This window comes from Pandoraea commovens, assembly GCF_024704525.1.
GTDB lineage: Bacteria > Pseudomonadota > Gammaproteobacteria > Burkholderiales > Burkholderiaceae > Pandoraea > Pandoraea commovens.
This window is the reverse complement of sequence record NZ_CP102780.1, coordinates 4,068,204-4,093,169: the sequence shown is the minus strand read 5'-3', so window position 1 is coordinate 4,093,169 and position 24,966 is coordinate 4,068,204. Positions and strand designations below refer to the sequence as shown.

Sequence of the window (24,966 nt, the reverse complement as noted above, 5' to 3'; positions counted from 1 at the left end):
CGGGATCGCGAAGTGCAGGGACCGTGGTCACAGCACTTCGCACACGCCGTCAGGATCAGTCGTAAGCCTTCGTGATCGGATCCTTGAACATGGCGCGCATTTCAGCCGTCATCGGGTAGTTCATGTTCTGACCCTTCGGCGGCACCGGCTGCGTGAACCACTTGTTGTACAGCTTCTCCATTTCGCCCGACTTCTCCATGTCGGCGATGACCGTGTTCACGACCTTGGTGAACGCCGGATCGTCCTTGCGCATCATGCACGCATAGTTTTCGAACTGGAGGTTCGGGCCGACGACTTCGTAGCCCTTCGCCTCGTCGGCCGACAGGGCGGCACGCTGACCGTAGAGCAGCGGTTCGTCCATCACGAATGCGACAGCGCGGCCTTGCTTGACGGTCAGGAAGCCGTCCGAGTGTTCCTTCGTCTGGATCAGGTTGAAGCCGATTTCGCCCTTCTTGCCCGACAGAATGCGGTCAGCCGTGGTGCCGGCGGTCGTCGCGATGGTCTTGCCCTTGAGGCTGTTCAGGTCGGTAATGCCCGAACCCGTCTTGGCGATCATCTTGATCGAGTACAGGAAGATGTTGTGCGAGAAGCCGACTTGCTTGGCGCGATCGAACGTGTGAGTGGTCGAACCGCATTCCAGATCGATCGTGCCGTTTTGCATCAGCACGATACGGTTTTGCGACGTGATCGGCGTTTCGGTGACCTTCAGATTCGGCATGTTCAGGTCTTTCTTAACCGCGTCGACGATCTTAAGCGCGATTTCCTGCGAGTAGCCGATGGTCTTGCCGCTGTTGTCGGAGTACGAGAACGGAATCGACGATTCGCGCACGCCCAGTGCGATCACGCCGTTGTCCTTGATCTTCTTGAGCGTGCCGGTGAGTTCCTGTGCGCTCGCGGTGTGCGCGAACAGGGCGGCGGCAGCGCTGACGAGCAGCAGGGGAGCAAACAGCTTCTTCATGGTCTCTTGTCCTATCGGAAGTGGTGGCACGGTGGTCCGTGCCGTTGGAATGTCAAAAGCCTCAAACACCGAAAACACAGATACAACCCGATACGTCCCCCATCGGTCCCCGTGGGAGTGATGCCGCAGCGCACTGGTGCACGAACGTGTTATCCGGCTGGCACGCTATGGTCCAGCCTCATCGCTCATGCAGCCAGCCGGGCAAACCCTGCAAGATCGACGGCGGGACGCTTGCCGTCGATGGCGTCGGCGATGGCGCGTGCAGCCCCCATCGACAACGTGAAACCCAGTGCGCCGTGGCCGACGTTCAGCCACAGATTGCCCACCTTGTCCGCACGTCCGAGCACCGGTCGTCCGTGGGGCGTGGACGGGCGCATGCCGGTCCATTCCAGCGGCGCGGGCGTGCCGCGCAACGACGGGAACAAGCCGGTCGAGAGCGTGCGCAGCGCATCGATACGATGCTTGACGATGCGGTAGTCGTAGCCCACCAGATCGGCGATCCCGGCCACGCGCAGATGCTCGCCAAGGCTCGCGTACACGACCTTGTTGTCGGCGTCCGTGACGGAGACCTGCGGGCGGGCGTCTGCCGGTGCGCCGCGATACGTCAGGCTGTAGCCCTTGAGCGGATACATCGACACCGGCTCGCCCACGGCGCGCAGCAGCGGCATGGCGGCCAGACCGTTGGCGACGACGCAGGCATCGACCGGAATGTCGCCAGCGCGCGTGCGGACGGCCCGAACGGTGTTGCCGCGTACATCGAATCCCGTCACTTCGCGCTCGAACAGCAGCGTGCCGCGCTCATGAGCGCCGATCAGGCGCATCAGTTCCTTACACAGCATCTGGCAGTCGCCGGTGCCTTCGCCCGGCGTGTGGATGCCGCCCGCCAACTCCCCGGCGATCTTGCTCAGCGCCGGTTCCAGCGTGACGCAGGTGGCCGCGTCGACGCGCCGTTGCGTGTAGCCCAGGCCATTGGCCATTTCAAGCGAACGCTCTGCGGCAGCGAGCTTGCCGGCATCGCGATACACCACGAGCTTGCCGCTCAGGCGGTAGTCGAACGTCCCCGACGCCTGTGCCAGAAACTCCAGCATCACCTCGCGGCTATGCAAGCCGAGCGAGAGCAGTCGCAGCGTCGAGCTGGCGTTCGCCTGCGCGTTGCAATGTTTGACGAAGGCCAGCGACCAGCGCCAGAAATCCGGATCGAGCGACGGCTTGATCCGCAGCGGCCCGGTGCTGGAGAACAGCAGCGAGGGCAGTTGCGAGAGCACACCGGGGGCGGCGAGGGGCGACACATAGCCATAGCTCAGCTGACCGCCGTTGGCGAAGCTGGTCCCCAGACCGCCGTCGCGCGCCGCGTCGATCACTGTGACTTCGTGGCCTGCGCGAAGCAGCTGATACGCGCTGGCGAGGCCGACGATGCCCGCTCCGATAACTCCAATGTGCATGACGATAGATAACGACAAAAAGCTGATGGAAAGCAAGGCGGGAAAAAATTGCGACACGCGGCGAGCGCCTCGTGGCAGGTCTTCTGCACAGCCTTTGCTACGCAGTGTAGAGGGAGAAAATTCGCTAACCTATGCGGTTTTGAGGCAGCATATGTCTTTTGGCTATAGGGTCGGCCGCGCCAGTGCGCAGGCGGGCGGGACACGGAGACGACGTCAGGCATGAAATTGCGGCATATCGAGACCTTTCGCGCAGTCGTGCTGACCGGATCGGCCAGCGGCGCGGCGCAATTGCTCAACGTATCGCAACCGGTCGTCTCCCGCGTGTTGCAGCACGCGGAGCAGCAACTCGGCTTCAAACTGTTCGACCGGGTGAAAGGCCGCCTCGTGCCCACGGCCGAAGCACGCCGCCTGTATCCCGACGTCGAGCGCATCTTCAGCGATCTGGAGCGCCTGCGCACCACGTCGCGCAATCTGCGTCAGCACGGCGTGGGGCACCTGCGCATCGCGGTGACGCCGAGTCTCGCGCAGAGCCTGTTGCCCGCCGCCATCGAGCGCATGCGGCGGGCGCATCCGGATGTCGTCTTCGAACTCATCACCCATCACACGAACGAGACCATCACCGCGATCCTCACGTCGTCGGTGGATGTCGGCATCGTTTCTGCGCCGCCGATGGCTGCCGGTATCGTGAGCCGTCCCGTAGCGCAGGGGCACATCGTGCTGGCCGTGCCCGCTGCGTGGCCGAAGCTCTCGCGGCGCGGGCCAGCCAGCGCCGACGCGCTTGCCGGGCGCGATCTCATCAAGCTGCACGACGACACGCCGCTCGGCGCGCTGATCAACGAGCGTCTGGATCAGACGGAACTGCTGCAGGATGCCGAAGTGATGGTGCAGACGTATTCGCTCGCGGCGGCGCTCGTCGAGCACGGCCTGGGATACGCGCTGCTCGACCAGTTCACGGCGGCGAGTGCGCATGTGCAGGCGCAGCGTTTGTATCGTGTCGCGCCGGCCATCGAGTTTCCTGTCGAGATGCTGCGCCCCGCACATGAGCCGGAATCGGTGCTTGCGGATACGCTGCGGCGGCATCTGGCGGACGTCGCCAACGAACTCAGCGAGCGCGCCGAAGCGTTATGCGAAGGGCGCGAGATCGTGCTCACACCGGCAGACGCGGCGCAGGAGAGCTGACTGGTTGAAGCTGACGGTCAGCGGCAACTCGGCTCGCTTTTCACTTCGTAATAGGTAAACGGTTGCGGCTGGAGCTTGTCGGCCAGCGACGGGTAGTTCGCCTGCACGAAACGTCGCGCGCCTGCCATGTCGAATTCGGTGCGCAGCCAGATCTTGCCGTCGTGATTGTCGAGGATCAGCGTGCCCGCGTAGACGACGTCGCCACGGTTGACTCGCACCGTCGGCACCTTGCGTCCCTTGCAGTAGCGAAAGCGATAGCTGTTATCCGCCGGGGTGAACTCCATCGGACCGAAGCGCTCGTTGCGCATGAGCGGTGAGACGCGCATGGCAATGTACCCGCGCGTGGGCGGATTGCTGTTGAGCGTGCGGGTGATCTTGCCGCCGATGATGCCGTTGACGGTCTGATTGAAGTCCGAGTAGGTCCACGGTCCCCAGGTGCTTTGCAGCGGCGTGTCGAGACCGACGATGACGAGGGCATACTCGTCGAGCGTGTCTTCGGTGAGGGTGGGGTTGGGCGCAACGCCCTTGGTGCTGCACGCGGCCAGCCAGGTCAGTCCACCGGCCGCCAGCAGGATGAGCGCGAGACGCCGCGCCGCCGGGAAGCACAACAGGGTACGCATCGACCTCATTGCAATCTCCTCGTGGCGCGTCGCGCTCAGGGGATGGATCCGAAAATTAATCCTGCAAGAATCTTACCTTGACCTTGCGGCCCTTCACACGGCCGTCGGACAGCTTGCGCAGCGCCACCGGGGCGATGTCCCGGTCTACAGCAATATACGTGAAGTTTTCGAGCACGTTGATCTTGCCGATCTGCGCGGCGGCGAAACCGGCTTCGCCGGTTAGCGCGCCGAGCACGTCGCCCGGACGGATCTTGTCCTTCTTGCCGCCCAGCATCTGGATCGTCACCATCGGCGGCAGCAGATGTCCGCTACCCGTCGGCGTGAGCTCCGAGAGCTTGTGCCACTGGACTTCCCCGCCCATCGCGGCTTCGATATTGCCCACGCGGCCCATCTCGTCCATCGTCGCCAGGCTGAACGCCCAGCCGTCTTCGTCGGCCCGGCCCGTGCGGCCGATGCGGTGCACGTAGACCTCGGGATCGGGCGTCACGTCCACATTGATGACGGCTTCGAGCTGCGCGATGTCCAGACCGCGTGCGGCGACGTCGGTCGCCACCAGCACGGAGCAACTGCGGTTGGCGAACTGGATCAGAACCATATCGCGTTCGCGTTGTTCCAGATCGCCGTGCAGCGTCAGGGCGTGGAAGCCCTCGGCGCGCAGCACGTCGGTCAGGTCGTTGCACTGTGCGCGGGTGTTGCAGAACGCAATCGTGCTGACCGGGCGGAAGTGATCGAGCAACTGTCCCACGGCGTGCAGACGTTCCTCGTCGCGCACTTCATAAAAGCGCTGGCGAATCTTGCTGGCGTCGTGCTTTTCTTCCAGACGGATCTCGCGCGGCGTCTTCAAGAAGCGTTGGGCGAGCTTGCCGATGCCTTCGGGGTAAGTGGCCGAGAACAGCAACGTCTGGCGCGAGGCGGGCGTTTGTTTCGCTACGGCGGCGATGTCGTCGAAAAAGCCCATGTCGAGCATGCGGTCGGCTTCGTCGAGCACCAGCGTCTTGATGCCGGTCAGCGAGAGCGTGCCGCGGTCGAGGTGATCCATGATGCGGCCCGGCGTGCCCACGATCACGTGGGCGCCGTGCGCGAGGCTTTCCGCCTGCGGACGGATCGGCGAGCCGCCGCACAGCGTCAGGACCTTGATGTTGTCCTCGGCGCGCGCGATACGGCGTACTTCCTGGGCGACTTGCTCGGCGAGTTCGCGCGTGGGGCAGAGCACGGCGGCCTGCACGGCGAAGTCGCGGGCGTCCACGCGCTGGAGCAGGCCCAGCGAGAAGGCGGCGGTCTTGCCGCTGCCGGTCTTGGCCTGCGCGATGATGTCGTGGCCGGCCAGCATGTCGGGGAGCGACGCCTGCTGGATGGGCGTCATCGAGGCGTAACCGAGCCGTGCGAGGTTCTCCTGCATGGCAGGCGAGAGCGGCAGGCTCGAGAAGGGAGTGGCGGGGGCGCTGTCGGTGCGCGAATCGGTGGCTTTTGAGTTCATGCGCGATTATACCGGTGGCGTGAGTGACGTCGGGGTGATCGGATGGCTCGGGCGGACCGGCTCAGCATACCCGAACTCGGGAATCACGCCGTTGCCAGTCCGGGGCCGCCGGGCGTAGCATGGCCTTGCCTGTCCACAAGCCAGTGAATGGCCGGTAACTTATCCCTCGTTCGCCGGTCGAAGTCTCGTCCAATCCCGCAGAGGTGCCCATGCCCGCGAATCCGGAAGAGAAGGTCCGCCAGCACATGGCGGAAGTCGTCGCGATGGCCCGTGAACGCGCGCCCGAAGTGGCGGCGCTCTTCGAGCCTTTCGTCCAGCAGTATTACGGTCTGGCCGACGCCGAGGATGTCGTCTCGCGCAGTGTCGCCGATCTTTATGGCGCGGCGATGGCGCACTGGCAACTCGGCCAGAAGTTCGTCTCCGGCGAGCCGCGCATCCGTATCTACAACCCCACGCTCGATCAGCACGGCTGGCATTGCAGCCATACGGTCGTCGAAATCGTCAACGACGACATGCCGTTCCTCGTCGATTCGGTGACGATGGAGATCAACCGGCAGGGGCTGGCGCTGCATTCGGCTTTCCACCCGGTCTATCGCATCCGGCGCGACGCGGCGGGCAAGCGCCTGAGCGTCGCACCCGGCAGCAGTCCGGCGGGCAAGGAGGGCGAGGACGACGGCAGCCGCTTCGAATCGTATATCCACATCGAAGTCGACCGGTTCTCCGAGCCGGAGCGCATTCAGGCGCTGGTCGACGGGCTGCAACGCGTGCTCGGCGACGTGCGCGCCGCCGTGGATGACTGGCGCGCGATGCAGGCCGCCGCGCATGCGGCCATCGAATCCCTGACCGAGCGCGCCGCGCAGCAAGGCGTGGCGGCGCAGGAGCGCGCAGAGATCGACGAGGCGCAGGCGTTTCTGGACTGGATGCTCCAGCGTCACTTCACCTTTCTCGGCTATCGCGACTACGAACTGGTCCAGCGCGACGGCGAGCACTACCTGCAAGGCGTGCCGGGCACCGGCCTCGGCGTGCTGCGCGAATCGCGCCGCGACGCCAGCACGCCCGACGTCACGCGCCTGTCGCCTGGAGCCATCGGTATCGTGCAGGCCAGTGCCCCGATCTTCCTGACGAAGGCCAATTCGCGCGCCAGCGTTCACCGTCCCGGCTATCTCGATTACGTGGGTGTAAAGCGCTTCGACGCGCAGGGCAAGGTCTGCGGCGAACGGCGTTTTCTGGGGTTGTACACCTCGACCGTCTATATGGTGCCGGCCGACGAAATTCCGCTGGTGCGCCGCAAAGTCGCCGAAGTGATCCGGCGCGCCGGGTTCCTGCCCAATGGTCATCTGGCCAAGACGCTTGAGACCATCCTCGAACAATATCCGCGCGACGAACTGTTCCAGATCGACGTCGAGCAACTCGCCGACATCGCGCTGGGGATTTTGCGATTGCAGGAACGTCAGCGCACGCGACTCTTCGTGCGACGCGATCGCTTCGATCGCTACGTGTCGTGTCTCGTGTTCGTGCCACGCGAGAAATTCAACACCGATTTGCGCGTGCGGGTGCAGAATCTGCTGCTGGCGGCGTATCACGGCACTGGCGTCGAGTTCACGCCGCAACTCTCCGAGTCGATGCTCGCGCGGATTCAGATCACCGTGCGGACCGAGCCGGGGCACGTGCCGGAGGTCGACGTCAACGAGCTGGAAGCCCGCATCGTCGAGACCACGCGCCGCTGGCAGGACGACCTCTCCGACGCGCTGCGCGAGCAACTGGGCGAAGAACGCGGTACGCGCGCGTTACGACGCTACGCACAGGCATTCCCTGCGGGGTATCGAGAGGATTACGCTGCGCGCGTGGCCGTGCGCGACGTGGAGCTGATCGAACCGCTACTGAACGCGCCGCAGCCCGCGCAAACCACGCCTTCCGGTAGCTCGGGCGCAACGCCGCTTGCCATGCAACTGTATCGTCCGCTGGAGGCTGCGCCCGGTACGCTGCGCTTCAAGATCTATCAGGCGGGCGAACCCATCGCGCTCTCACGCAGCCTGCCGATGCTCGAACACCTCGGCGTGCGGGTGAACGACGAGCGGCCTTACCGGATCGAGCCGTCCGATACCGGCGTCGTGTGGATGCACGACTTCGGCATGACGAGTCTCGACGGGGCAGACGTCGATCTGGAGCACGCCCGTGCGCGCTTCGAAGACGCCTTCGCACGTATCTGGGCGGGCGATGTCGAAAACGACGACCTCAACCGTCTCGTGCTGCAAGCTGGCCTGACGTGGCGCGAGGTGCGCATACTGCGGGCGTACGCAAAGTACATCCGCCAGGTCGGCTCGACCTTCAGCAATGCCTACATCGAGAATGCACTGACGGGGAACCCGTCGATTGCAGGCATGCTCGTGCGCCTGTTCCTCGCGCGCTTCGATCCTTCGTTGAGTGCGGAGGTCCGCGAGTCGCGTGCCGAGCAATTGCGTACGCAGATACACACGGCGCTGGAAGACGTCCCCAATCTCGACGAAGACCGCATCCTGCGTCAATTCCTCGGTGTTCTCGAAGCCACGCTGCGGACCAACTACTTCCAGACGGCACAGGGCGGGAGTGGTGGAAGTGGTGGAAGGGGTGGGGACGCGCAGAAGGCGTACCTGTCATTCAAGTTCGACCCGTCGAAGGTGCCGGGGCTGCCTGAGCCGAAGCCGATGTTCGAGATCTGGGTGTATTCGCCGCGCGTGGAGGGCGTGCACCTGCGCGGTGGACGCGTTGCGCGCGGCGGCCTGCGCTGGTCGGACCGCCGCGAAGACTTCCGCACCGAAGTGCTGGGGCTGGTGAAGGCACAGATGGTCAAGAACACGGTCATCGTGCCGGTGGGGTCGAAGGGGGGCTTCGTCGTCAAGCAGCCGCCGTCGCCGGGAGACCGTGACGCTTACCTCGCCGAGGGCGTAGCGTGTTATCAGACATTCCTGCGCGGGCTACTGGATCTGACGGATAACTACGTCGACGGTCAACTCGTGCCGCCGCCGCAAACCGTTCGTATCGATGGCGATGACCCGTATCTCGTGGTGGCCGCCGACAAGGGCACGGCGACGTTCTCCGACTATGCGAACGCGATCTCCGCAGAGTACGGCTTCTGGCTGGGCGACGCGTTCGCCTCGGGCGGTTCCGTCGGTTACGACCACAAGAAGATGGCCATCACGGCGCGCGGCGCGTGGGAGTCCGTCAAGCGGCACTTCAGCGAGATGGGTGTCGATACGCAGACGCAGGACTTCACGGTGGTGGGCATCGGCGATATGTCGGGCGACGTGTTTGGCAACGGCATGTTGCTCTCGAAACACATCCGGCTCGTGGCGGCGTTCGATCACCGTCACATCTTCCTCGATCCCACCCCGGATGCCGCGACCTCGTTTGCCGAGCGCGAACGGCTGTTCCAGTTGCCGCGTTCCAGTTGGGCCGACTACGACGCGAAGCTGATTTCCAAAGGGGGCGGTATCTTCCCGCGAACGGCGAAAGCGATTGCGCTGTCGCCGGAGATGCGCGAGTGGCTCGGCACCGAAGCCACTGAAATGGCGCCGAACGATTTGCTGCGTGCGTTGCTGAGCGCACCCGTTGATCTGCTCTACAACGGCGGCATCGGCACTTATGTGAAGGCGAGCACCGAAACGCATGCGCAAGTCGGCGACCGCGCGAACGACGGGCTGCGCGTGAACGGCGCAGAACTGCGCTGCAAGGTCGTGGCCGAGGGCGGTAACCTCGGGCTGACGCAGCTCGGACGCATCGAGTACGCGCAGCACGGCGGTCGTATCAACACCGACGCCATCGATAACTCGGCAGGTGTCGATTGCTCGGACCACGAGGTCAACATCAAGATTCTGTTGGGCCTCGTCGTGACCGACGGCGAAATGACGCTCAAGCAGCGCAATACGTTGCTCGCAGAGATGACGGAAGAAGTCGGATCGCTCGTGTTGCGCGACAACTATCTGCAAACGCAGGCGTTGTCGCTCGGGCGTCTGCGCTCGGCGTCTGCGCTCGATGGAGACGCTCGCTTTATGCGGTATCTGGAGCGCGCACAGCGGCTGGCACGCGCCATCGAGTTCCTGCCGGACGACGAAGCCCTCGATGCGCGTCGCGCGGCGGGCGCCGGGCTGACCTCGCCGGAGCGCGCCGTCCTCATGGCGTACAGCAAGATGTGGCTCTACGACTTGTTGCTGGCGAGCGATCTGCCGGACGCCGAATTCGTGGCCGACGGATTGCCGTCTTACTTCCCGACGCCACTGGCGAGCCGCTGTGGCGCGGCGATGCTGCGTCATCCGCTCAAACGGGAAATTCTCGCGACGATGCACGCCAATGCACTCGTCAACCGGGCGGGCGTGACGTTCGTGCATCGCCTGAGCGAAGAGACGGGCGCTGAGCCAGCCGATGTCGTACGCGCCAGTCTCGCCGCGCGCGGGGCGTATGGACTCGACGCCGTGTGGCTCGACATCGATGCGCTGGACGCCCGGGTGTCGCACGAGACGCAGGCGTCGCTCTTCACGGCAATTGCGCAGTGGCACGAGCAGGCCACGCTGTGGTTCCTGCGTCGGCGGCTGACCGACGTGCCGCAGACCGTGGAGCGCCTGCGCAGTGTGCTCGATCCGATTCTCCCCACGCTCGACACGCTCGTGAGCGGCGAAGCGGCGGATGAAGCCCGCACGCGCTGCCAGACCATGATCGACGCCGGTGTGCCGCCGCGGCTCGCGCAAACGGCGGCAGGTGTCGGTGCACGCGTGGCGTTGCTCGACATCGCCGAGGTCGCGAGTACCAGCGGATGCGAGCCGTCGCTCGCGGCGCAGGTGTACTTCGCGCTCGACGCGCCGCTGGGCTACGGCTGGTTGCAGACGGGCGTGCTCGGCCTGCCGATGCAAACGCACTGGCAGCGTCTCGCGCGAGCGACCTTGCTGGAGGAGTTGTCGGTGTTGCGTCGACGTCTGACGGCGAGCGTGCTGGAAGGCGGGAAGGGGACGGGGACGGGGAAGGGGAAGGGGACGGGGAACGATGCGGCTGCATCACCGGAGGCTGCCGACCAGAGTCCGGCCGCCCGGCTCGTCGCCGGATGGCAGCAGACGCACACCGAAGCGCTCGCCCGTTATCACCGGGTGCTGGCCGACCAGATCGCCGTCGGTAACGCCGACCTTGCTATGTTGTCAGTGAGCCTGAAATCCTTGGCGGAAGTCGGGCGCTGACGTCGAACGATGCCGCTCAAACGCTTGTCGCGCGGGGCTGTGGGCGATTAGCCCCGCACGGCAAGCAACGGCAGCAGGGTACCGCTGTTCGTCGTCGCAGCAACATTTTTTAAGCGTTTACACAAAAGCGGCGAAACGGCGTATGATCCGGGAAAACCCTAGGATTGAGATGACCCGCGCGCATGCTTGCCCGTCGCGCGGGTGGTCGCGTCCTGGGGTTTCGTCGATTCCTGATCCCCTGCGCAATGCCTACCGACACCCGCCCTGCGAACGGCCAGTTCGCCACGACGTTGCAGATCGTCTCCACCGTGTTCTTCACGTTCCTCTGCTATCTGACGATCGGCTTGCCGCTCGCGGTGCTGCCGTCGTTCGTGCACGTGGATCTGGCTTATAGCTCTGTGATCGCCGGGCTGGCGATCAGCGTCCAATATCTCGCGACACTGCTCTCTCGCCCGTATGCCGGACGCACGGCCGACGCCTGGGGCCCGAAGCGTACGGTGCTGTGCGGTCTGGTCGCGTGTGGCGCATCCGGCTTGCTCGTGGCGTTGGGCGGTGTGTTCTCCGGTGTGCCCTGGCTGGCGCTGCTCGCGCTGATCGTCGGACGCCTCGTGCTCGGCTTCGGTGAAAGCTGGGTGTCGACGGGCGCGATTATGTGGGGCATCGGACAAGTCGGGCCGTCGCACACGGCGCGGGTGATTTCGTGGAACGGTGTTGCGACATACGGCGCGCTCGCGCTTGGCGCACCGCTGGGCGTGGCACTCAACAATGCGTACGGCATCAAGGCCGTGGGCGCTGCGGTGGCGCTGGCGGGTATCGTCGGTTTGCTGCTGGCCCGCATGAAGCGTGCGACGCCGGTCATTCACGGTGAGCGACTCGCGTTCCGCGCCGTGCTCGGCCGCGTGATGCCGTTCGGCATGGGACTGGCGCTCGGGTCCATCGGCTTCGGTGCGATCTCGACGTTCATTACGCTTTACTACGCAAGCCATCATTGGGACAACGCGGCGCTGGCACTGACAGCGTTCGGGCTGTGCTTCATGGGCGTGCGTCTGTTGCTTGGTAGCAGTATTCAGCGCTTCGGCGGCTATCGCGTTGCGATGGCGTCGTTCGCGCTGGAAGCCTTCGGTCTGATCGTGCTGGGCATTGCCCCGACGGGCTTCACGGCATTGCTCGGCGCCGCGCTGGCGGGCGCGGGCTTCTCGCTTGTATTCCCGTCGCTGGGCGTGGCGGCCGTCAACCTCGTACCTGCGCAGAATCGTGGCGCGGCACTCGGAGCGTACTCCGTGTTTCTCGACGTCGCACTGGGCGTCACGGGACCGGTCGCGGGCCTGATCGTGGGGGCTTACGGGTACGCCGAGGTGTATTTGTGCGCGGCACTGGCCGCCATCGCCGCCGTGCTGCTGACTCTGTGGATGTCGCGCAATGCCCATGTGGGCCAACCGCATGACGCTGCGTCGACGGTGACCAAGTCAGCACAGACCGCGACGTCGTCGTAATCGTCTTTCCGATTCAAGCCTCGCCTCATTCCCACAAGGAGGTCGACGCACGGTCACCGTGCGCCGATCTCAGGGGAACCTTCCTCCCGTTGCACTGCGCTGTCCTCCCAATTCCGGAGGCGCGAGCGCATTTCTGCAAGTCGTCTGCCGTATCACCGACCTAAATTGAATCCGCAGCAGCCAGCGCGTCGCGCAGGGTTGCTGCGAGCGCCCTTGCTCATCGCAACGGGCATTCATCTTAGGAGTGTGAAATGAAACAGAACTGGATGATGCGTGCCGGGTTGATCTCGGCGGCGCTTTGGACACAAATTCCGACGATACAAGCCGCTGAGCTTCCCGGAGTGCAGGCAGCCGATTCACCGTACCAACTGTGCCCACCGTGGGACGATGACGAGTGTCAATGTCCCGACCCAACGCTCGTCTGCCGTGAGCGCTGAGAACTTACCCGGCCGACCCGGCCGACCCAGCCGACCCAGCCGACGTTAACCCGGCGGCTGCGACAATCGCCGCCAGCCGCTTGATCAATCCGGGGATGCGGGACGCGTCCGTATCCCCGTAGCCGATCACAAGCCCGTTGTCCGCCGGTTGCGGATCGAGTGCGAAGCTCGATAGCGCGCGAGGGCCGATCCCTTCGCGCTGGGCGGCTTCCACGATGGCTTTGTCCGGGAAGGCCGCGTCCAGCCGCACCGTCAGATGGAGTCCGCAGCGTTCGCCAATCACCGCGTATGCCGGATCGAAGTGCGTGGCCAGCGCGTCGCGCAATGCCGTCTGACGCTCCCGGTACAAACGCCGCATGCGCCCAAGATGGCGCGCAAACTGCCCGCTTCGGATGAAGTCGGCGAGTGCCAGCTGTTCGAAGCGATGGCCACCGCGCAGGAGTTCGTCGAGCGCGTCGCGGGCCTGCGTCGCGAGTGCGGTCGGCAGAATCAGAAACCCGAGACGCAGTGCCGGGAACATCGTCTTGCTGAAGGTCCCGACATAGACCACGGGCGCGTCCGGCACCATCCCCTGCATCGCAGCAATCGGCTCGCCCTGATGGCGAAACTCGCTGTCGTAGTCGTCCTCCAGAATCCACGCGCCGTGACGCCGCGCCTGTGCAATCAGATCGAGACGGCGCGATGCCGACAACACGCTGCCGAGCGGGTACTGGTGCGACGGCGTGACGTACACCAGTCGCGGCGGCGAGCGCTCCCACAAGCCGTCGGGAATCACGATGCCTTCGTCGTCCACACGCAGCGCCTGCAATCGCACGTCGCTCGAATGAAAAGCGGCCTTCGCGCCCCGATAGCCGGGGTCTTCCATCCACACCGTGTCGCCCGGGTCGGTCAGCAACCGCACGCAGAGAATCAGCGCCTCGTGCGCACCTTCCGTGATGACGACCTGCGAGGCGTCGCACCGTACGCCGCGCGAAATGCGCAGGTGGTCGGCAATGGCTTCACGCAGCGCAGGCTCGCCCAGCGGATCGCCATAGTTGTAGTGACGGGGCTGCGCTTCACGCATGACGCGCTCCAGCGTACGTCGCCATGTGCTTGCTGGAAAGCGGGTAAGCGCGGGCACGCCGGGCGTGAACGGCAGCGGGGTTTCACCCGCGCGTGCGGCGTGCCGGGTGGCGGGCAGGCGTTGAATGCGGCGTGACGGTGACGGTGCGGTCACGACTTCCGGTGCAATGTCCGTCGGCGCGACATCCCGCGCGTTCGACTTCGCCACGAGCGCTGCTTGCGCGGCAATGTGCGGATCGAGCGAGAGTTGCGCGACGCGCGTGCCGAGCCGATGCGGGACGATGAAACCCTCGGCAGCAAGCTGGTCGTAGACGATGGAGACGGTGTTGCGCGACACGGCGAGGTCTTCCGCGAGCGTGCGTGAGGCTGGCAAACGTGCACCCGCAGGCAGACGTCCTTCGAGAATGGCGTGTTTGAGTCGCGTCAGGAGCTGCTTCTGGAGTGAGACGTTGCGCCCCGGTCCCGTGGCAAGCGGGCTATCGAACAGGGCGGCAACGTTTTCCGGTGCAAAGGCAGGTGCCGGGGGCGTTGAGTCGGCGCGCGTTTTGGCTACGGATGTCATGGCACCAAGAGATTTGCGAGGAGTGGTGCTTTTCATCGTACCACTGGCGCGATAATTTAGCCTTGATGATCAAAATGCCCATCCAATTGCCGGAGACGAGAGAGCCATGACCGACGCACCGAACTTCAACGACTACGACCAGCCCATCGGCCCGGCGCTGCCCGACTGGAAGCCGCGCGCGCAGCCCCCGCGCACGCCGGTGAGCGGCCGGTACTGCCGTCTGGAGCCGATCGACGTCGAGCGTCACGCCAAGGATCTCTTCGACGCCTTCGCCACCGCGCCGGACGGGCGCGACTGGACTTACATGAGCGGTGGTCCGTTCCCTGACTTCGACAGCTACTACGCGTATGCGACGAAGCTCGCGGCGTCCACCGATCCGCTGCATCACGCCATCGTCGATCTGGAGACGGGCAAAGCTGTCGGCACGCTCGCGCTCATGCGCATCGACCCGGCGAACGGAGTGGTCGAGGTCGGGCACGTGGCGTACTCGCCGTTGCTCAAGCGCACGCGTGCGGGCACCGAGGCGCAATATCTGCTGATGCGCCGCGCGTTCGACGAGCTGGGCTATCGGCGCTACGAATGGAAGTGCGATTCGTTGAATGCGCCCTCGCGCCGTGCGGCGGCCCGCTACGGTTTCACGTTCGAAGGGATCTTCCGCAACGCCATCGTCTATCGCGGGCGCAGCCGGGATACGGCGTGGTTTTCCATCACCGATGCGGAATGGCCTGCGATCAGCCGGGGCTTCGAGCAGTGGCTCTCGCCGGAGAACTTCGACGCGCAGGGCCAACATCGCTCGGGACTTGCGGCATTGATCTCCGCTGCCCGGGCATAACGGCGACGTCAAAACAAAACGGCCCGCCGGGAAATCCCCGGCGGGCCGTTTTGCTTGTTGCTTGTTATCGGAACCGTCCCAATCGACGGTGACGATACCTCGGGTCGATCAGCCCGGGAAGAAGGCGTACTTCAACACGAACAGCACGGCGATCACCCACGCTGCCGGGTGGACGTCCTTCGCACGGCCCGTGAACAACTTCAGCACGGCGTACGAGATGAAGCCGAACGCCAGACCGGTGGCGATCGAGTACGTGAACGGCATGGCCAGCGCGGTCAGGGCGGCCGGCGTGGCTTCCGTGATGTCGTCCCACTCGACGTCGAGCAGTTCGCGCAGCATCAAACCTGCAACATACAGCAGTGCCGGTGCCGCGGCGTACGCCGGAACCGAGCCTGCCAGCGGGGCGATGAACAGCGCGAGGATGAACAGCACGGCAATCGTCAGTGCGGTCAGACCCGTGCGGCCACCCGCCTGCACGCCCGAAGCGCTTTCCACGTAAGCCGTCGTGCTGCTCGTGCCCAGCAGCGAGCCGATGAAGATAGCGATGGAGTCGGCGAAGAGCGCGCGTCCCAAGCCCTTGTAATGCGTGCCTTCGAGCAGACCGGCGCGCTTGGCCACACCCATCAGCGTACCTGTCGCGTCGAACACTTCGACCAGCACGAAGGCCAGAATGACGTGGACAAAACCGGCGTGCAGGGCGCCCGGAATGTCGAGCTGGAGGAACGTCGGCGAGAGGCTCGGCGGCATGGCGAACACGCCCTGGAACTGGTTCAGACCCAGCACCATCGAGAGCACCGTGACGGCCAGAATGCCGATCAGGATGGCACCGCGAACCCGCAGCGCGTCGAGCACAGCGATCAGGAAGAAGCCGAAGATGGCGAGCAGTGCCTGCGGCGAGTGGAGATCGCCCAGACCGATCTTCGTGGCCGGGTTGGCGACGACCACGCCAGCGTTACCGAGCGCGATGATGGCGAGGAACAGACCGATACCCGCTGCAATCGCACATCGTAACGATTTGGGCACCCCGGCAATGAGCCAGGATCGCACCCCTGTCACGGTCAGGATGATGAACAGACACCCTGAGATGAACACCGCGCCGAGCGCCTGTTGCCACGTGTATCCCATCGCGCCCACGACCGTGAAGGCGAAGAAGGCGTTCAGGCCCATACCCGGCGCCATGCCGATCGGGTAGTTGGCGACAAAGGCCATCACCACCGAGCCGATCGCCGCTGCAAGACAGGTCGCCACGAACACGGCACTCTTGTCCATGCCCGTCGTGCCGAGGATGTTGGGGTTGACGAAAATGATGTACGACATGGTGAGGAAGGTCGTCAGACCCGCCACCATTTCGGTGCGTACATTGGAGCCATGCTCCTCGAGTTTGAAGAATTTGGTCAGCAACGCGCTCTCCTTGTGACTTTGTTATGCCGTTGTCCGTGTGCAGCGGGGGCGCGCGCATTGTACTGCGCGCGAGCCCGTGCCACTGATTTTGTCAGGCGACTGCTTGCGTCGAGTCTGTCAGAACTTCATGCGCATGCCCACCCCGAAAGTATTCCCGGCATCCAGCCCGGAAACCTTGTCGTTGAGATAGGCCGTGTACACATCGGTGCGCTTGGAGAGGTTGTAGTCGTAGCCGATGGCCCACGTATTCCGGCTGGCGTTGTTCGCGCCGGAGTTCTTCGTGTAAGCGTAAGACGCCATCACATTACCCCCGCCGAGCGGCACGGTAAAGCCGAGCTGGCCGCCGTTGGACGTCAGATTGCCGCCCGTGATCGTGTTCTTGATGTACTGGTACTGACCGAAGAACTTGACCACCTTGAAGTCGTACGTCAGACCGGCCTGAAGTGCCTGCTGATTGCGAAAGCCGGTGATACCGGCCTGATCGTCGGGCGTCGAGTCGAATTTGACCTGCTGATAGGCGAGCGTCGCGGCGAGCGGGCCGTGGAAGTACATGGCCGCAGCGCTCCACTTGTTCTGCCCCATTTCGCCTGCCTTGTTGCCGAAGGCGTAGGAGAAGCTTGCGCCCAGTCCCTTGTAGTCGGGCGTGGCGTACATCACGCCGTTGTTCCAGCCCGAGTCGCCGACGATCCCCTGTCCCGCGAGACCGAGGAACGTGTGGTAGACCATCGGGCTGAAGGTGTAGGAGTCGACGAACGGGTTGAACAGGATCGTCGACACGAAGTACGACGTGGTGAGCCGCCCCATCGTGATCGTGCCCAGCGTGTCCGATTGCAGGCCGACGTACGCGTTGCGCGAGAAGAAGCTGTCACCGGTGAAGCGGCCGTAGTTGCCGTTCTGCGGCAGGAAGAAGTCTTCGAGCGTGAAGATCGCTTTCAGGCCACCGCCAAGATCTTCGGCGCCCTTGATACCCCAGTAAGACGTGGACATACCGCCGCCGGCCTGCGTCCACGCACGGTCGCCGCCCGGGGCTTTGGCCGCGCCGACCCACGCGTCGACCTGACCGTAAAGGGAAACGCTGGATTGTGCGTTCGCGACGCCCGCCGCGCCGCAAATTGCGAGGGCGAGCGTGCCCCGCAGCCAACTTGCTGCCTTGCTCATGAATGTGTCTCCGTCTCGTTTTTAGTTTGTGCGTGCCTCTGAACTGCTCTTTTCACCGAAGGGTGCAAGGGGGCACGCCTGAGTCATTGACACACTGACTTCGCGTTGCGCGGGGATCGGTGTTGCTTTGAGGCGTGATCATTATTATCAAGGTGCCTCATACGACATATCACGCTGCGTTGATACTCGTTATTCCGTTGTTGCCGTCACACTTTTCGGGTTAACACTGGCGGTTTACCTCTTGCGCAGCGCAATTTGCGGGCGCGAAAAAAAACGGATATCCGCGCTCTGGACGCGAATATCCGCTCTCAATTTGATGGCGGCTTAAGGCAAGCCGCCGTCGTCGACGGTGCTTACCGAACCGCGCGCCAACTCGCGTTATGCGCTTCGAGCCAGTTCTGCGCGAGCGCCGGATCGCCGTGACGATTCGGATGGAACGACGGCAGCATGTACTTGAGCATCGGCCCGGTGGTGCGCCAGATGACGCCGTCGCGACCGAAGAACATCGTCGTGAATCCCCACCACGTGCTCGGCTTGAAGAGCGTGCCGTCACGCCAGAGATTGTTGATCGTCTGCGCGTGGCTCTCCAGCCCGAACATGAACAGCACGTAGAGATACGTCAGTACCCGCTGGCGCTCGCTGCCACCCAGCGCGCGATACAGGTCGAACGCCACCGCCTTGTGCTCGGTCTCCTCGGCCGCGTGCCAGCGCCACATCAGACGCATCTTCGGCTCCGCCTTCGCGAGCCAGCGGTCGTAGCGCAGTGCGCCGTCGCCGAACACCGCCGTGCAATGCTCGTAAGCAGCCGTGACGGCGAGCATGTACATCGGCGACAGCTTGCGGCGCCGCGCCCACTGAATGCGCGACGTCGCCCAGTTCTCCCAATGATTCACCAGGCCTTGCTTGGCAAGCTGCGCGTTGTACTGGCCGTGCAGATGACGGTGCGTCGCTTCCTGTCCGATGAATTGTGCGATGTCGGCGCGCAGTTTGTCGTAACGCGCGTCGTCAGGCAGACGGTCCATCGTGTCGCGCACCGAGTCGATGAACGACTGCTCGCCGACGGGAAAACTCATCGACAGCGCGTTGTAGTACATCGTGCGGTAAGCGTCGCCGCTGTGCCAATGGCGCTCGAAGCCACTGGCCAGATCGACCGTCAGCTTGCGCACGGTCAGCGCGGAAATGTCGTTGCTCATGATGGCAGACCTCTCTGGCAGTCGAGACGAATGTCGGATGCGATGAATGTGACGTCCATGACGCCGTCTCTTGAAATTCATACCGAATGTGAGCATTATTCATTTTTCAGGCGTCATGCCGCAACTCGCTTCTCGCTCAGTTCCTGCTCAGGTTTTCAGTTATGTCCACACCGAAGTCGCCCGCCACCCCGAATGCCCCGTCCGCCATGCGAAAGCGGCCGACGCAGGCACGCGCGCAGCACACCGTCGAGACCATTTTCGAGGCCACAGCTCAGGTTCTCGACGAAGAAGGGGAGGCGGCGCTCACGACCAATCGCATCGCCAAGAAGGCCGGTTTTTCGATTGGCACGCTGTATCAGTACTTCCCTACCAAGGAAGCGATTCTGTTGGCAATGATTGCGCGCGAGCGGCGTCGCGTAATGGACGAGCAGAACGAATTTCTCGCACGCGCCGCCGATGAAGGTGCAGACCCTGAGCGCGTGATTCGCGAGCGCATCCGCATGCTGATCGAAGCCTTCGGTTCGGGAGGACGCGTGAAGCGCTCGCTCATCAAGATGGCGTGGCAAATGGACCATCACGAGAACATCATGCAGGCGATGCGCGAGGCGGCCGAGCATATCGCTGTCGCCATGTCGCGCCGCGATGCGCCGGGAATGCGTCCGCCGACCACCGCCACGGTCTTTGTGCTCACGCGCGCATTCATGGGCACACTGCGCTCGGCCGTGCTCGAAGACTCCCCGTTGCTTGGCACTCCAGAATTTGAGGACGAGCTTTACCGGTTATGCTGGGGCCTGTTGCGCGCCGACGCCTGACGGCACAGCCGCCGGGCCGACAGTAGATTCCACAGTCGCCTCGCAGGCGACGACGCGCACCACTTCGATAGCTCCGGCAGTACGCACAAAGGAAGGCGTTGCATGGGTGAAATCGTCAAGGCGGTCAGCATTCTGGCGGGTGGCGTCGGCATCTTCCTCATCGGCATGGCGATGATGACCGATGGCCTCAAACTCGCCGCCGGGCCTGCGCTCGAACGCATTCTCGCGGGAGCGACGCGCACCCGATGGCAGGCCTTCGCTTCGGGCGTGCTCGTCACCGCCATCACCCAAAGCTCCTCCGTCGTGACGATTGCGACCATCGGCTTCGTCAACGCCGGACTGCTCAAGCTTGGCGGCGCTCTGTGGCTGATGTTCGGCTCCAATCTCGGCTCGACGATGATGGGCTGGATCGTCGCGGTCATCGGCCTCAAATTCAATATCGATGCGTTCGCGCTGCCGATGATCGCTGTCGGCGTGGCGCTGCGTCTGACGGGCGCGGGCACCCGGCGCGGTGCCATCGGCAATGCGCTCGCGGGCTTCGGCCTGCTCTTCTTCGGCATCTCGCTGCTGCAATCTGCCTTTATCGACATGGCGGGCATGATTCGTCTGCCCGATGGCACCGGCCCGCTCGATGTGCTGCTGCAAGTCGTCGTGGGCTTCGTGCTGACCTGCATCGTGCAGTCCTCGGCGGCGGCAATGGCCATCACACTCACGGCCGCGCAGAACGGACTGCTGGGCGCGCAGGGCGCGGCGGCCGTGGTGATCGGCGCGAACATCGGTACGACAGTAACGGCCGTGATCGCGGCCATCGGCGCTACGCCCAACGCGCGGCGTGCGGCGATGGCGCACGTCGCCTTTAATGTGGTGGCGGCTGTCGTGGCGCTCTTGCTGCTGCCGTGGATGATCCGCGCCATCGCTACCGGCATGGAATGGATGCATCGCGAAGCCGACCCCGCCATCCAGCTTGCCATCTTCCATACGACCTTCAATGTGCTTGGCGTGCTGCTGATGATTCCGCTGACCACGCCGCTGTTGCACTGGTTGCAGCGCCGCTTTCGCTCGCGCGAGGAAGACGAGGGTGCACCGCAGTTCCTAGACGACAACGTGTTGCAGGTGCCGCAACTGGCCGTCGAGGCGCTCAAACGCGAAGTCGAGCGTCTTGGCGTGATCAGTCGGCATATGGTGCGTGGCGCGCTGACCGGCACGAGTTCCGGCGTGCTGGCCCAGTCGCACGCGTGCGTGACTCGCCTCGGCAGCGTCTGCCAGACGTTTGCCGAGCGCATGAGTCGCGTGGCGATGGGCGCGGCGTCCGCCGAGCAACTGGCCGACACGCTGCGCACACTACGTTACTACGAGAGTGCGGCAGAGCAAGCGGTGGCAGCTTCCGCGTTGCGAGACCAGACCAGCACCGCGACCGGGATGTCGGACGTCTACGCGGCGTTCCTGCGCGAATCGGGCGCGCTGCTCGATCATGTGGAAAGCGACACGTTGCCGGAAGACGGTGGCGAATCGCTCGGCACCCATGCGTCGGCGATGGAGGCGGCGTATGGCGGGCTCAAGGCCAAATTGCTGGCCGACGGCGCGGCGGGCACCGCACGTATCTCCGTGATGGAAGAAGCCTTGCGACGTTACAGCGCGCTGCGACGTGCGTTGCAACAGACCGTCAAGGCGAGCACGCGTCGTGCGAAGGGGACGGACCCCATCGATTGACCGACTGACCGGCTGAGCGCGAGGTGTGGCTTTCGCGTCATGTCCATCGCTTGCGCAACGCAACATGCGTGGCTAGAATGGCGACGGATTCTTGGCATCTGGTGAAATCTTCTCCGGTGTCACGTAAGCGTTCACGTGAATCAACGCATTCTCCGCGACAGCGGCCGGTTCTACCGGCACGTCGGTCGAGGGGCGTGCGTTCTGCGTGAACTACCGGGCAACCCATTCAGCGTTGTCTTCGGTTCTCTGAGCGTCATAAGCGCCGTCCTCCTCCGATTTGCCTGTTTCGATACCGATGCCCCGTTTGCGGTCGTTCGTCCACCGGTTGGCGTCTGGTGTCCGTCGTTCGTGGCTTGTTCATCGTTCGCCGGTGTTTCGCCGATGGCTTTGCTCGCGTGTCATTTGTGTCATTCGGCACTGGCTTGCGCTGACCGGTAACCTTTGGAGTTTTCTCGCATGTCGTCCTCCGCTACATCGGCCCAATCTTCGGATCGGGCTCAACCCCCGCATCAGGCGGCGGGTGCGCCCGCCAACGCTACGGCGTTGCTCGTGCGCTTCTCGCTCAATGTTTTTCTCGCGTGCCTGACCATCGGCATGTCGCTCTCCGTAGTACCGCTGTTCGTGCACGACACGCTCGGGTATCACAACGTCATCGTGGGCTTTGCCGTGGGCGTGCAGTCGCTCGCCACGGTGCTCACCCGCAAGTTCGCCGGACGCACCGCCGATCAGCGCGGTGCGCGCGTGGCGCTCATGCGCGGTCTGGTGTTCGTCGGACTGTCAGGCATCGCGCTGCTCGCGACGAGCCTGATTTCGGCGGCCGCCGAACCGCGTCTTGCTGTGCTGACGCTCGCCCGCTTGCTGCTCGGCGTCGGCGAGAGCCTGTGCATCACCGGCACATTGACGTGGGCCATCGGCAGTCTCGGTGCCGCGCAATCGGGCCGCGTGATGTCGTGGACCGGCGCGGCTGTCTTCGGCGGATTCGCGGTCGGCGCGCCGTTGGGGCTGGCGCTCTACGGCGGCATGTCGCTGGCGGGCGTCGCCATCGCAATCTGTCTGTTGCCGCTGGCGGGCTGGGCCGTCATCTCGCGCATTGCTGCCGTCGCGCCCGCGCATCAGGCAGGGGGCGCGCTGCCGTACTCGCAGGTGTTGCGTATCGTCTTCCTGCCCGGACTGGCGCTGGCGCTGCAGGGTGTCGGGTTCGCTGTGGTCGGTGCGTTTGTGGTGCTGTACTTCGAGGCGTCGCGCTGGACCGGTGCGGCGATTGCCTTGTCGGCGTTCGGTCTGGCGTTTGTGCTGATGCGTTTGATCGGCGGACGCTGGCCCGAGCGCTTCGGCAATCTGCGAGTGGCACAGGCGTCGCTCGTCGTCGAGGCCATCGGGCTGCTGATCGTCTGGCAAGCGCCCGTCGCGTGGCTCGCGCTGCTGGGTACGGCGTTGGCCGGGGCGGGGGCGTCGCTGATTTTCCCGTCGCTGGGCATTGAAGTCGTCAAGCGCGCACCGGCGGCCAGCCGTGGCACGAGCCTCGGCACGTACGCCGCGTTTCAGGACATCGCCATCCTGACCACCGGTCCGCTCGCGGGGGCCGTGGCCAACCCGTTCGGCTATCGCGCCGTCTTCCTGTGCGGGGCGGTGGCGGCGGTGCTGGGTGTCGTCGTGATCGTGTTGTTGCGGGCGCGTCAGCGCTGATTTGAGGTCGATGCAGCGCCGTGCTGTCTCTCTCACCCTAGAGGCGCACGGCGTTGCCTTCCGTCGTCCCGCAGAAGCCTGTAAATGCCTACGCTATGCCCGCAGATCGCACCTCAAGAAAATGTTCATGTACTGAAGGTTCGTTCCATTTAAAGCGGTGTCCTATGGTTTACAATCCGCCTCGGCCTCCCAATACCTAAGGGGATGGCAGGGTGAGATGCGTCGCACAACGACTTAACCGTCGGGCGCGACGTCCGGAGACAATGCCTCCGGGCCTGCGCGTGATCGATTCTCGCAACATGGGAATCGTGAGGTCTTCAGAGCGGTCGAGTGGGTAAGGCAGCGTGATCGGTGCGAGTGGTCCGGGTGCAACGTTGCAGTCAATTCAGGCTGCGTGGCAGCCGAAGTTCGAAGTGGAGACCATGAGTACTATCGCAAGCGGTGTCAAAGCCAACGCGCATACGCGCGAGATCGAGGCGCAAGCCTACGCAAAAGCGACCTGGCGTTTGTTGCCGTTCCTTTTCCTGTGTTACGTCGCGGCCTATCTGGACCGCGTGAATGTCGGCTTCGCCAAGCTGCAAATGCTGAACGACCTCCAGTTCAGCGAGACCGTCTACGGTCTGGGCGCCGGCATCTTCTTCATCGGTTACTTCTTCTTCGAAGTGCCGTCCAACATCATCATGCACAAGGTCGGTGCGCGTCGCTGGATTGCGCGCATCATGATCTCGTGGGCGGTGCTCTCGGCGGCGACGCTGTTCGTCACGACGCCGACGCAGTTCTACGTCGTGCGCTTCCTCCTCGGTGTGGCTGAAGCGGGCTTCTTCCCCGGCATCGTGCTGTATCTGACCTACTGGTTCCCGGCGCAGCGCCGTGGCCGCATGAACGCGCTGTTCATGATCGGTATTCCGGTTGCCGGTGTGTTCGGCGGTCCGCTCTCGGGCTGGATTCTGCAAGCGTTCAACGGCGTGGGCGGCTGGAAGGCCTGGCAATGGTTGTTCTTCATCGAAGCCATTCCGTCGGTGATTCTCGGCGTGATCACGCTGATGTATCTGCCGAACGGTATTCGCGCTGCGAAGTGGCTCACCGAAGACGAGAAGGCCGTGCTGGAGCACAACATTGCACAGGACAGCGCGGGCAAGGCACCGCAATCGGTGGCCTCGGTGTTCTCGAACGGTCGCGTGTGGCTGATGGCCGTGATCTACTTCTGCTGCATGATGGGTCTGTACGGCATCGGCTTCTACCTCCCGACGCTCATCAAGGCCAGCGGCGTGAAGAGCGCGCTCGACGTGGGTCTGCTGACCGCCATTCCGTATGCTTGCGCAGTCGTCAGCATGATCGCCGTGGCACGCAGCTCGGACCGCACGCGTGAGCGTCGCTGGCACTTCGCCGTAGTGTCGTTCGCCGGTGCCGTTGGCCTGTACCTGAGCACGATCTGGGGCAACAACGTACCGCTCGCGATGGTCGCGCTGTCGGTCGGCACGGCGGGCATGCTGGCCACGATGCCCGTGTTCTGGACGTACCCGAGCGCGCTGCTCGTCGGCGGCTCCGCGGCGGCTGCCATCGGCATGATCAACTCGATCGGCAACCTGGCAGGCTTTGTGAGCCCGTTCGTCATCGGCTGGCTCAAGGACGTGACGCAGAGCACGAACGCCGGTATGTACTGTGTGTCGGCAGCGCTCGCACTGGGTGCCGTGCTGGCACTCACGCAGTCGAAGGAACAGGTCAATCGCTGATCGTTCCGAA

Annotated in this window: 16 protein-coding genes; 8 read left to right on the top strand and 8 right to left on the bottom strand. The window is 64.2% G+C overall.

Annotation, left to right across the window (positions count from 1 at the left end):
* Positions 1–55: 55 nt before the first annotated feature.
* On the bottom strand, positions 56–958 hold the full coding sequence (locus tag NTU39_RS18440; protein ID WP_150666488.1) for a transporter substrate-binding domain-containing protein: 903 nt from the start codon (positions 956–958) through the stop codon (positions 56–58).
* A 185-nt stretch (positions 959–1,143) separates the two neighbouring features.
* Positions 1,144–2,400, bottom strand: coding sequence for a D-amino acid dehydrogenase (locus tag NTU39_RS18435; RefSeq protein WP_150666489.1), 1,257 nt, complete (start codon positions 2,398–2,400; stop codon positions 1,144–1,146).
* 219 nt (positions 2,401–2,619) lie between these two features.
* Between NTU39_RS18435 and NTU39_RS18430 the strand changes: the two genes are divergently transcribed.
* Positions 2,620–3,579, top strand: a complete 960-nt coding sequence (locus NTU39_RS18430) for a LysR family transcriptional regulator (protein ID WP_039397066.1) — start codon at positions 2,620–2,622, stop codon at positions 3,577–3,579.
* Between the two features lie 17 nt (positions 3,580–3,596).
* On the opposite strand, the gene NTU39_RS18425 is transcribed toward NTU39_RS18430, so the two are convergent.
* Both NTU39_RS18425 and dbpA read right to left on the bottom strand, forming a co-directional pair.
* Positions 3,597–4,208: a hypothetical protein gene (locus NTU39_RS18425; RefSeq protein WP_150666490.1), complete on the bottom strand. Its 612-nt coding sequence runs from the start codon at positions 4,206–4,208 to the stop codon at positions 3,597–3,599.
* Between the two features lie 46 nt (positions 4,209–4,254).
* Positions 4,255–5,676, bottom strand: a complete 1,422-nt coding sequence (dbpA, locus tag NTU39_RS18420; protein ID WP_150666491.1) for an ATP-dependent RNA helicase DbpA — start codon at positions 5,674–5,676, stop codon at positions 4,255–4,257.
* A gap of 209 nt (positions 5,677–5,885) precedes the next feature.
* On the opposite strand from dbpA, the gene NTU39_RS18415 reads away from it, so the two are divergent.
* Together NTU39_RS18415 and NTU39_RS18410 are read left to right on the top strand one after the other, a co-directional pair.
* On the top strand, positions 5,886–10,877 hold the full coding sequence (locus NTU39_RS18415) for an NAD-glutamate dehydrogenase (RefSeq protein ID WP_257958247.1): 4,992 nt from the start codon (positions 5,886–5,888) through the stop codon (positions 10,875–10,877).
* 245 nt (positions 10,878–11,122) lie between these two features.
* On the top strand, positions 11,123–12,370 hold the full coding sequence (locus NTU39_RS18410; RefSeq protein WP_257958246.1) for an MFS transporter: 1,248 nt from the start codon (positions 11,123–11,125) through the stop codon (positions 12,368–12,370).
* Between the two features lie 441 nt (positions 12,371–12,811).
* Here NTU39_RS18410 and pdxR read toward each other — a convergent pair whose 3' ends face one another.
* On the bottom strand, positions 12,812–14,431 hold the full coding sequence (pdxR, locus tag NTU39_RS18405) for a MocR-like pyridoxine biosynthesis transcription factor PdxR (RefSeq protein WP_257958245.1): 1,620 nt from the start codon (positions 14,429–14,431) through the stop codon (positions 12,812–12,814).
* A 106-nt stretch (positions 14,432–14,537) separates the two neighbouring features.
* Between pdxR and NTU39_RS18400 the strand changes: the two genes are divergently transcribed.
* Positions 14,538–15,263: a GNAT family N-acetyltransferase gene (locus NTU39_RS18400; protein WP_150666494.1), complete on the top strand. Its 726-nt coding sequence runs from the start codon at positions 14,538–14,540 to the stop codon at positions 15,261–15,263.
* Between the two features lie 108 nt (positions 15,264–15,371).
* On the opposite strand, the gene NTU39_RS18395 is transcribed toward NTU39_RS18400, so the two are convergent.
* The 3 genes from NTU39_RS18395 to NTU39_RS18385 all read right to left on the bottom strand — a co-directional run bounded on the left by NTU39_RS18395 (position 15,372) and on the right by NTU39_RS18385 (position 19,015).
* Positions 15,372–16,664, bottom strand: a complete 1,293-nt coding sequence (locus tag NTU39_RS18395) for an NCS2 family permease (RefSeq protein ID WP_150666495.1) — start codon at positions 16,662–16,664, stop codon at positions 15,372–15,374.
* Between the two features lie 117 nt (positions 16,665–16,781).
* Positions 16,782–17,822 (bottom strand): porin, encoded by a 1,041-nt coding sequence (locus NTU39_RS18390; RefSeq protein WP_150666496.1) that lies wholly within the window; start codon positions 17,820–17,822, stop codon positions 16,782–16,784.
* Positions 17,823–18,175: 353 nt separating this feature from the next.
* Positions 18,176–19,015 carry a metal-dependent hydrolase gene (locus tag NTU39_RS18385; protein WP_150666497.1) on the bottom strand — a complete coding sequence of 280 codons (840 nt, stop codon included), beginning with the start codon at positions 19,013–19,015 and terminating at the stop codon, positions 18,176–18,178.
* A gap of 161 nt (positions 19,016–19,176) precedes the next feature.
* Between NTU39_RS18385 and NTU39_RS18380 the strand changes: the two genes are divergently transcribed.
* The 4 genes from NTU39_RS18380 to NTU39_RS18365 all read left to right on the top strand — a co-directional run bounded on the left by NTU39_RS18380 (position 19,177) and on the right by NTU39_RS18365 (position 24,956).
* On the top strand, positions 19,177–19,827 hold the full coding sequence (locus NTU39_RS18380) for a TetR/AcrR family transcriptional regulator (protein WP_257958243.1): 651 nt from the start codon (positions 19,177–19,179) through the stop codon (positions 19,825–19,827).
* A gap of 102 nt (positions 19,828–19,929) precedes the next feature.
* Positions 19,930–21,537 (top strand): Na/Pi cotransporter family protein, encoded by a 1,608-nt coding sequence (locus tag NTU39_RS18375; protein ID WP_150666498.1) that lies wholly within the window; start codon positions 19,930–19,932, stop codon positions 21,535–21,537.
* A gap of 456 nt (positions 21,538–21,993) precedes the next feature.
* Entirely contained in the window at positions 21,994–23,223 is a 1,230-nt protein-coding gene (locus tag NTU39_RS18370) for an arabinose transporter (protein ID WP_257958241.1), read from the top strand.
* 422 nt (positions 23,224–23,645) lie between these two features.
* On the top strand, positions 23,646–24,956 hold the full coding sequence (locus NTU39_RS18365) for an MFS transporter (protein WP_150576991.1): 1,311 nt from the start codon (positions 23,646–23,648) through the stop codon (positions 24,954–24,956).
* Positions 24,957–24,966 lie beyond the last annotated feature (10 nt).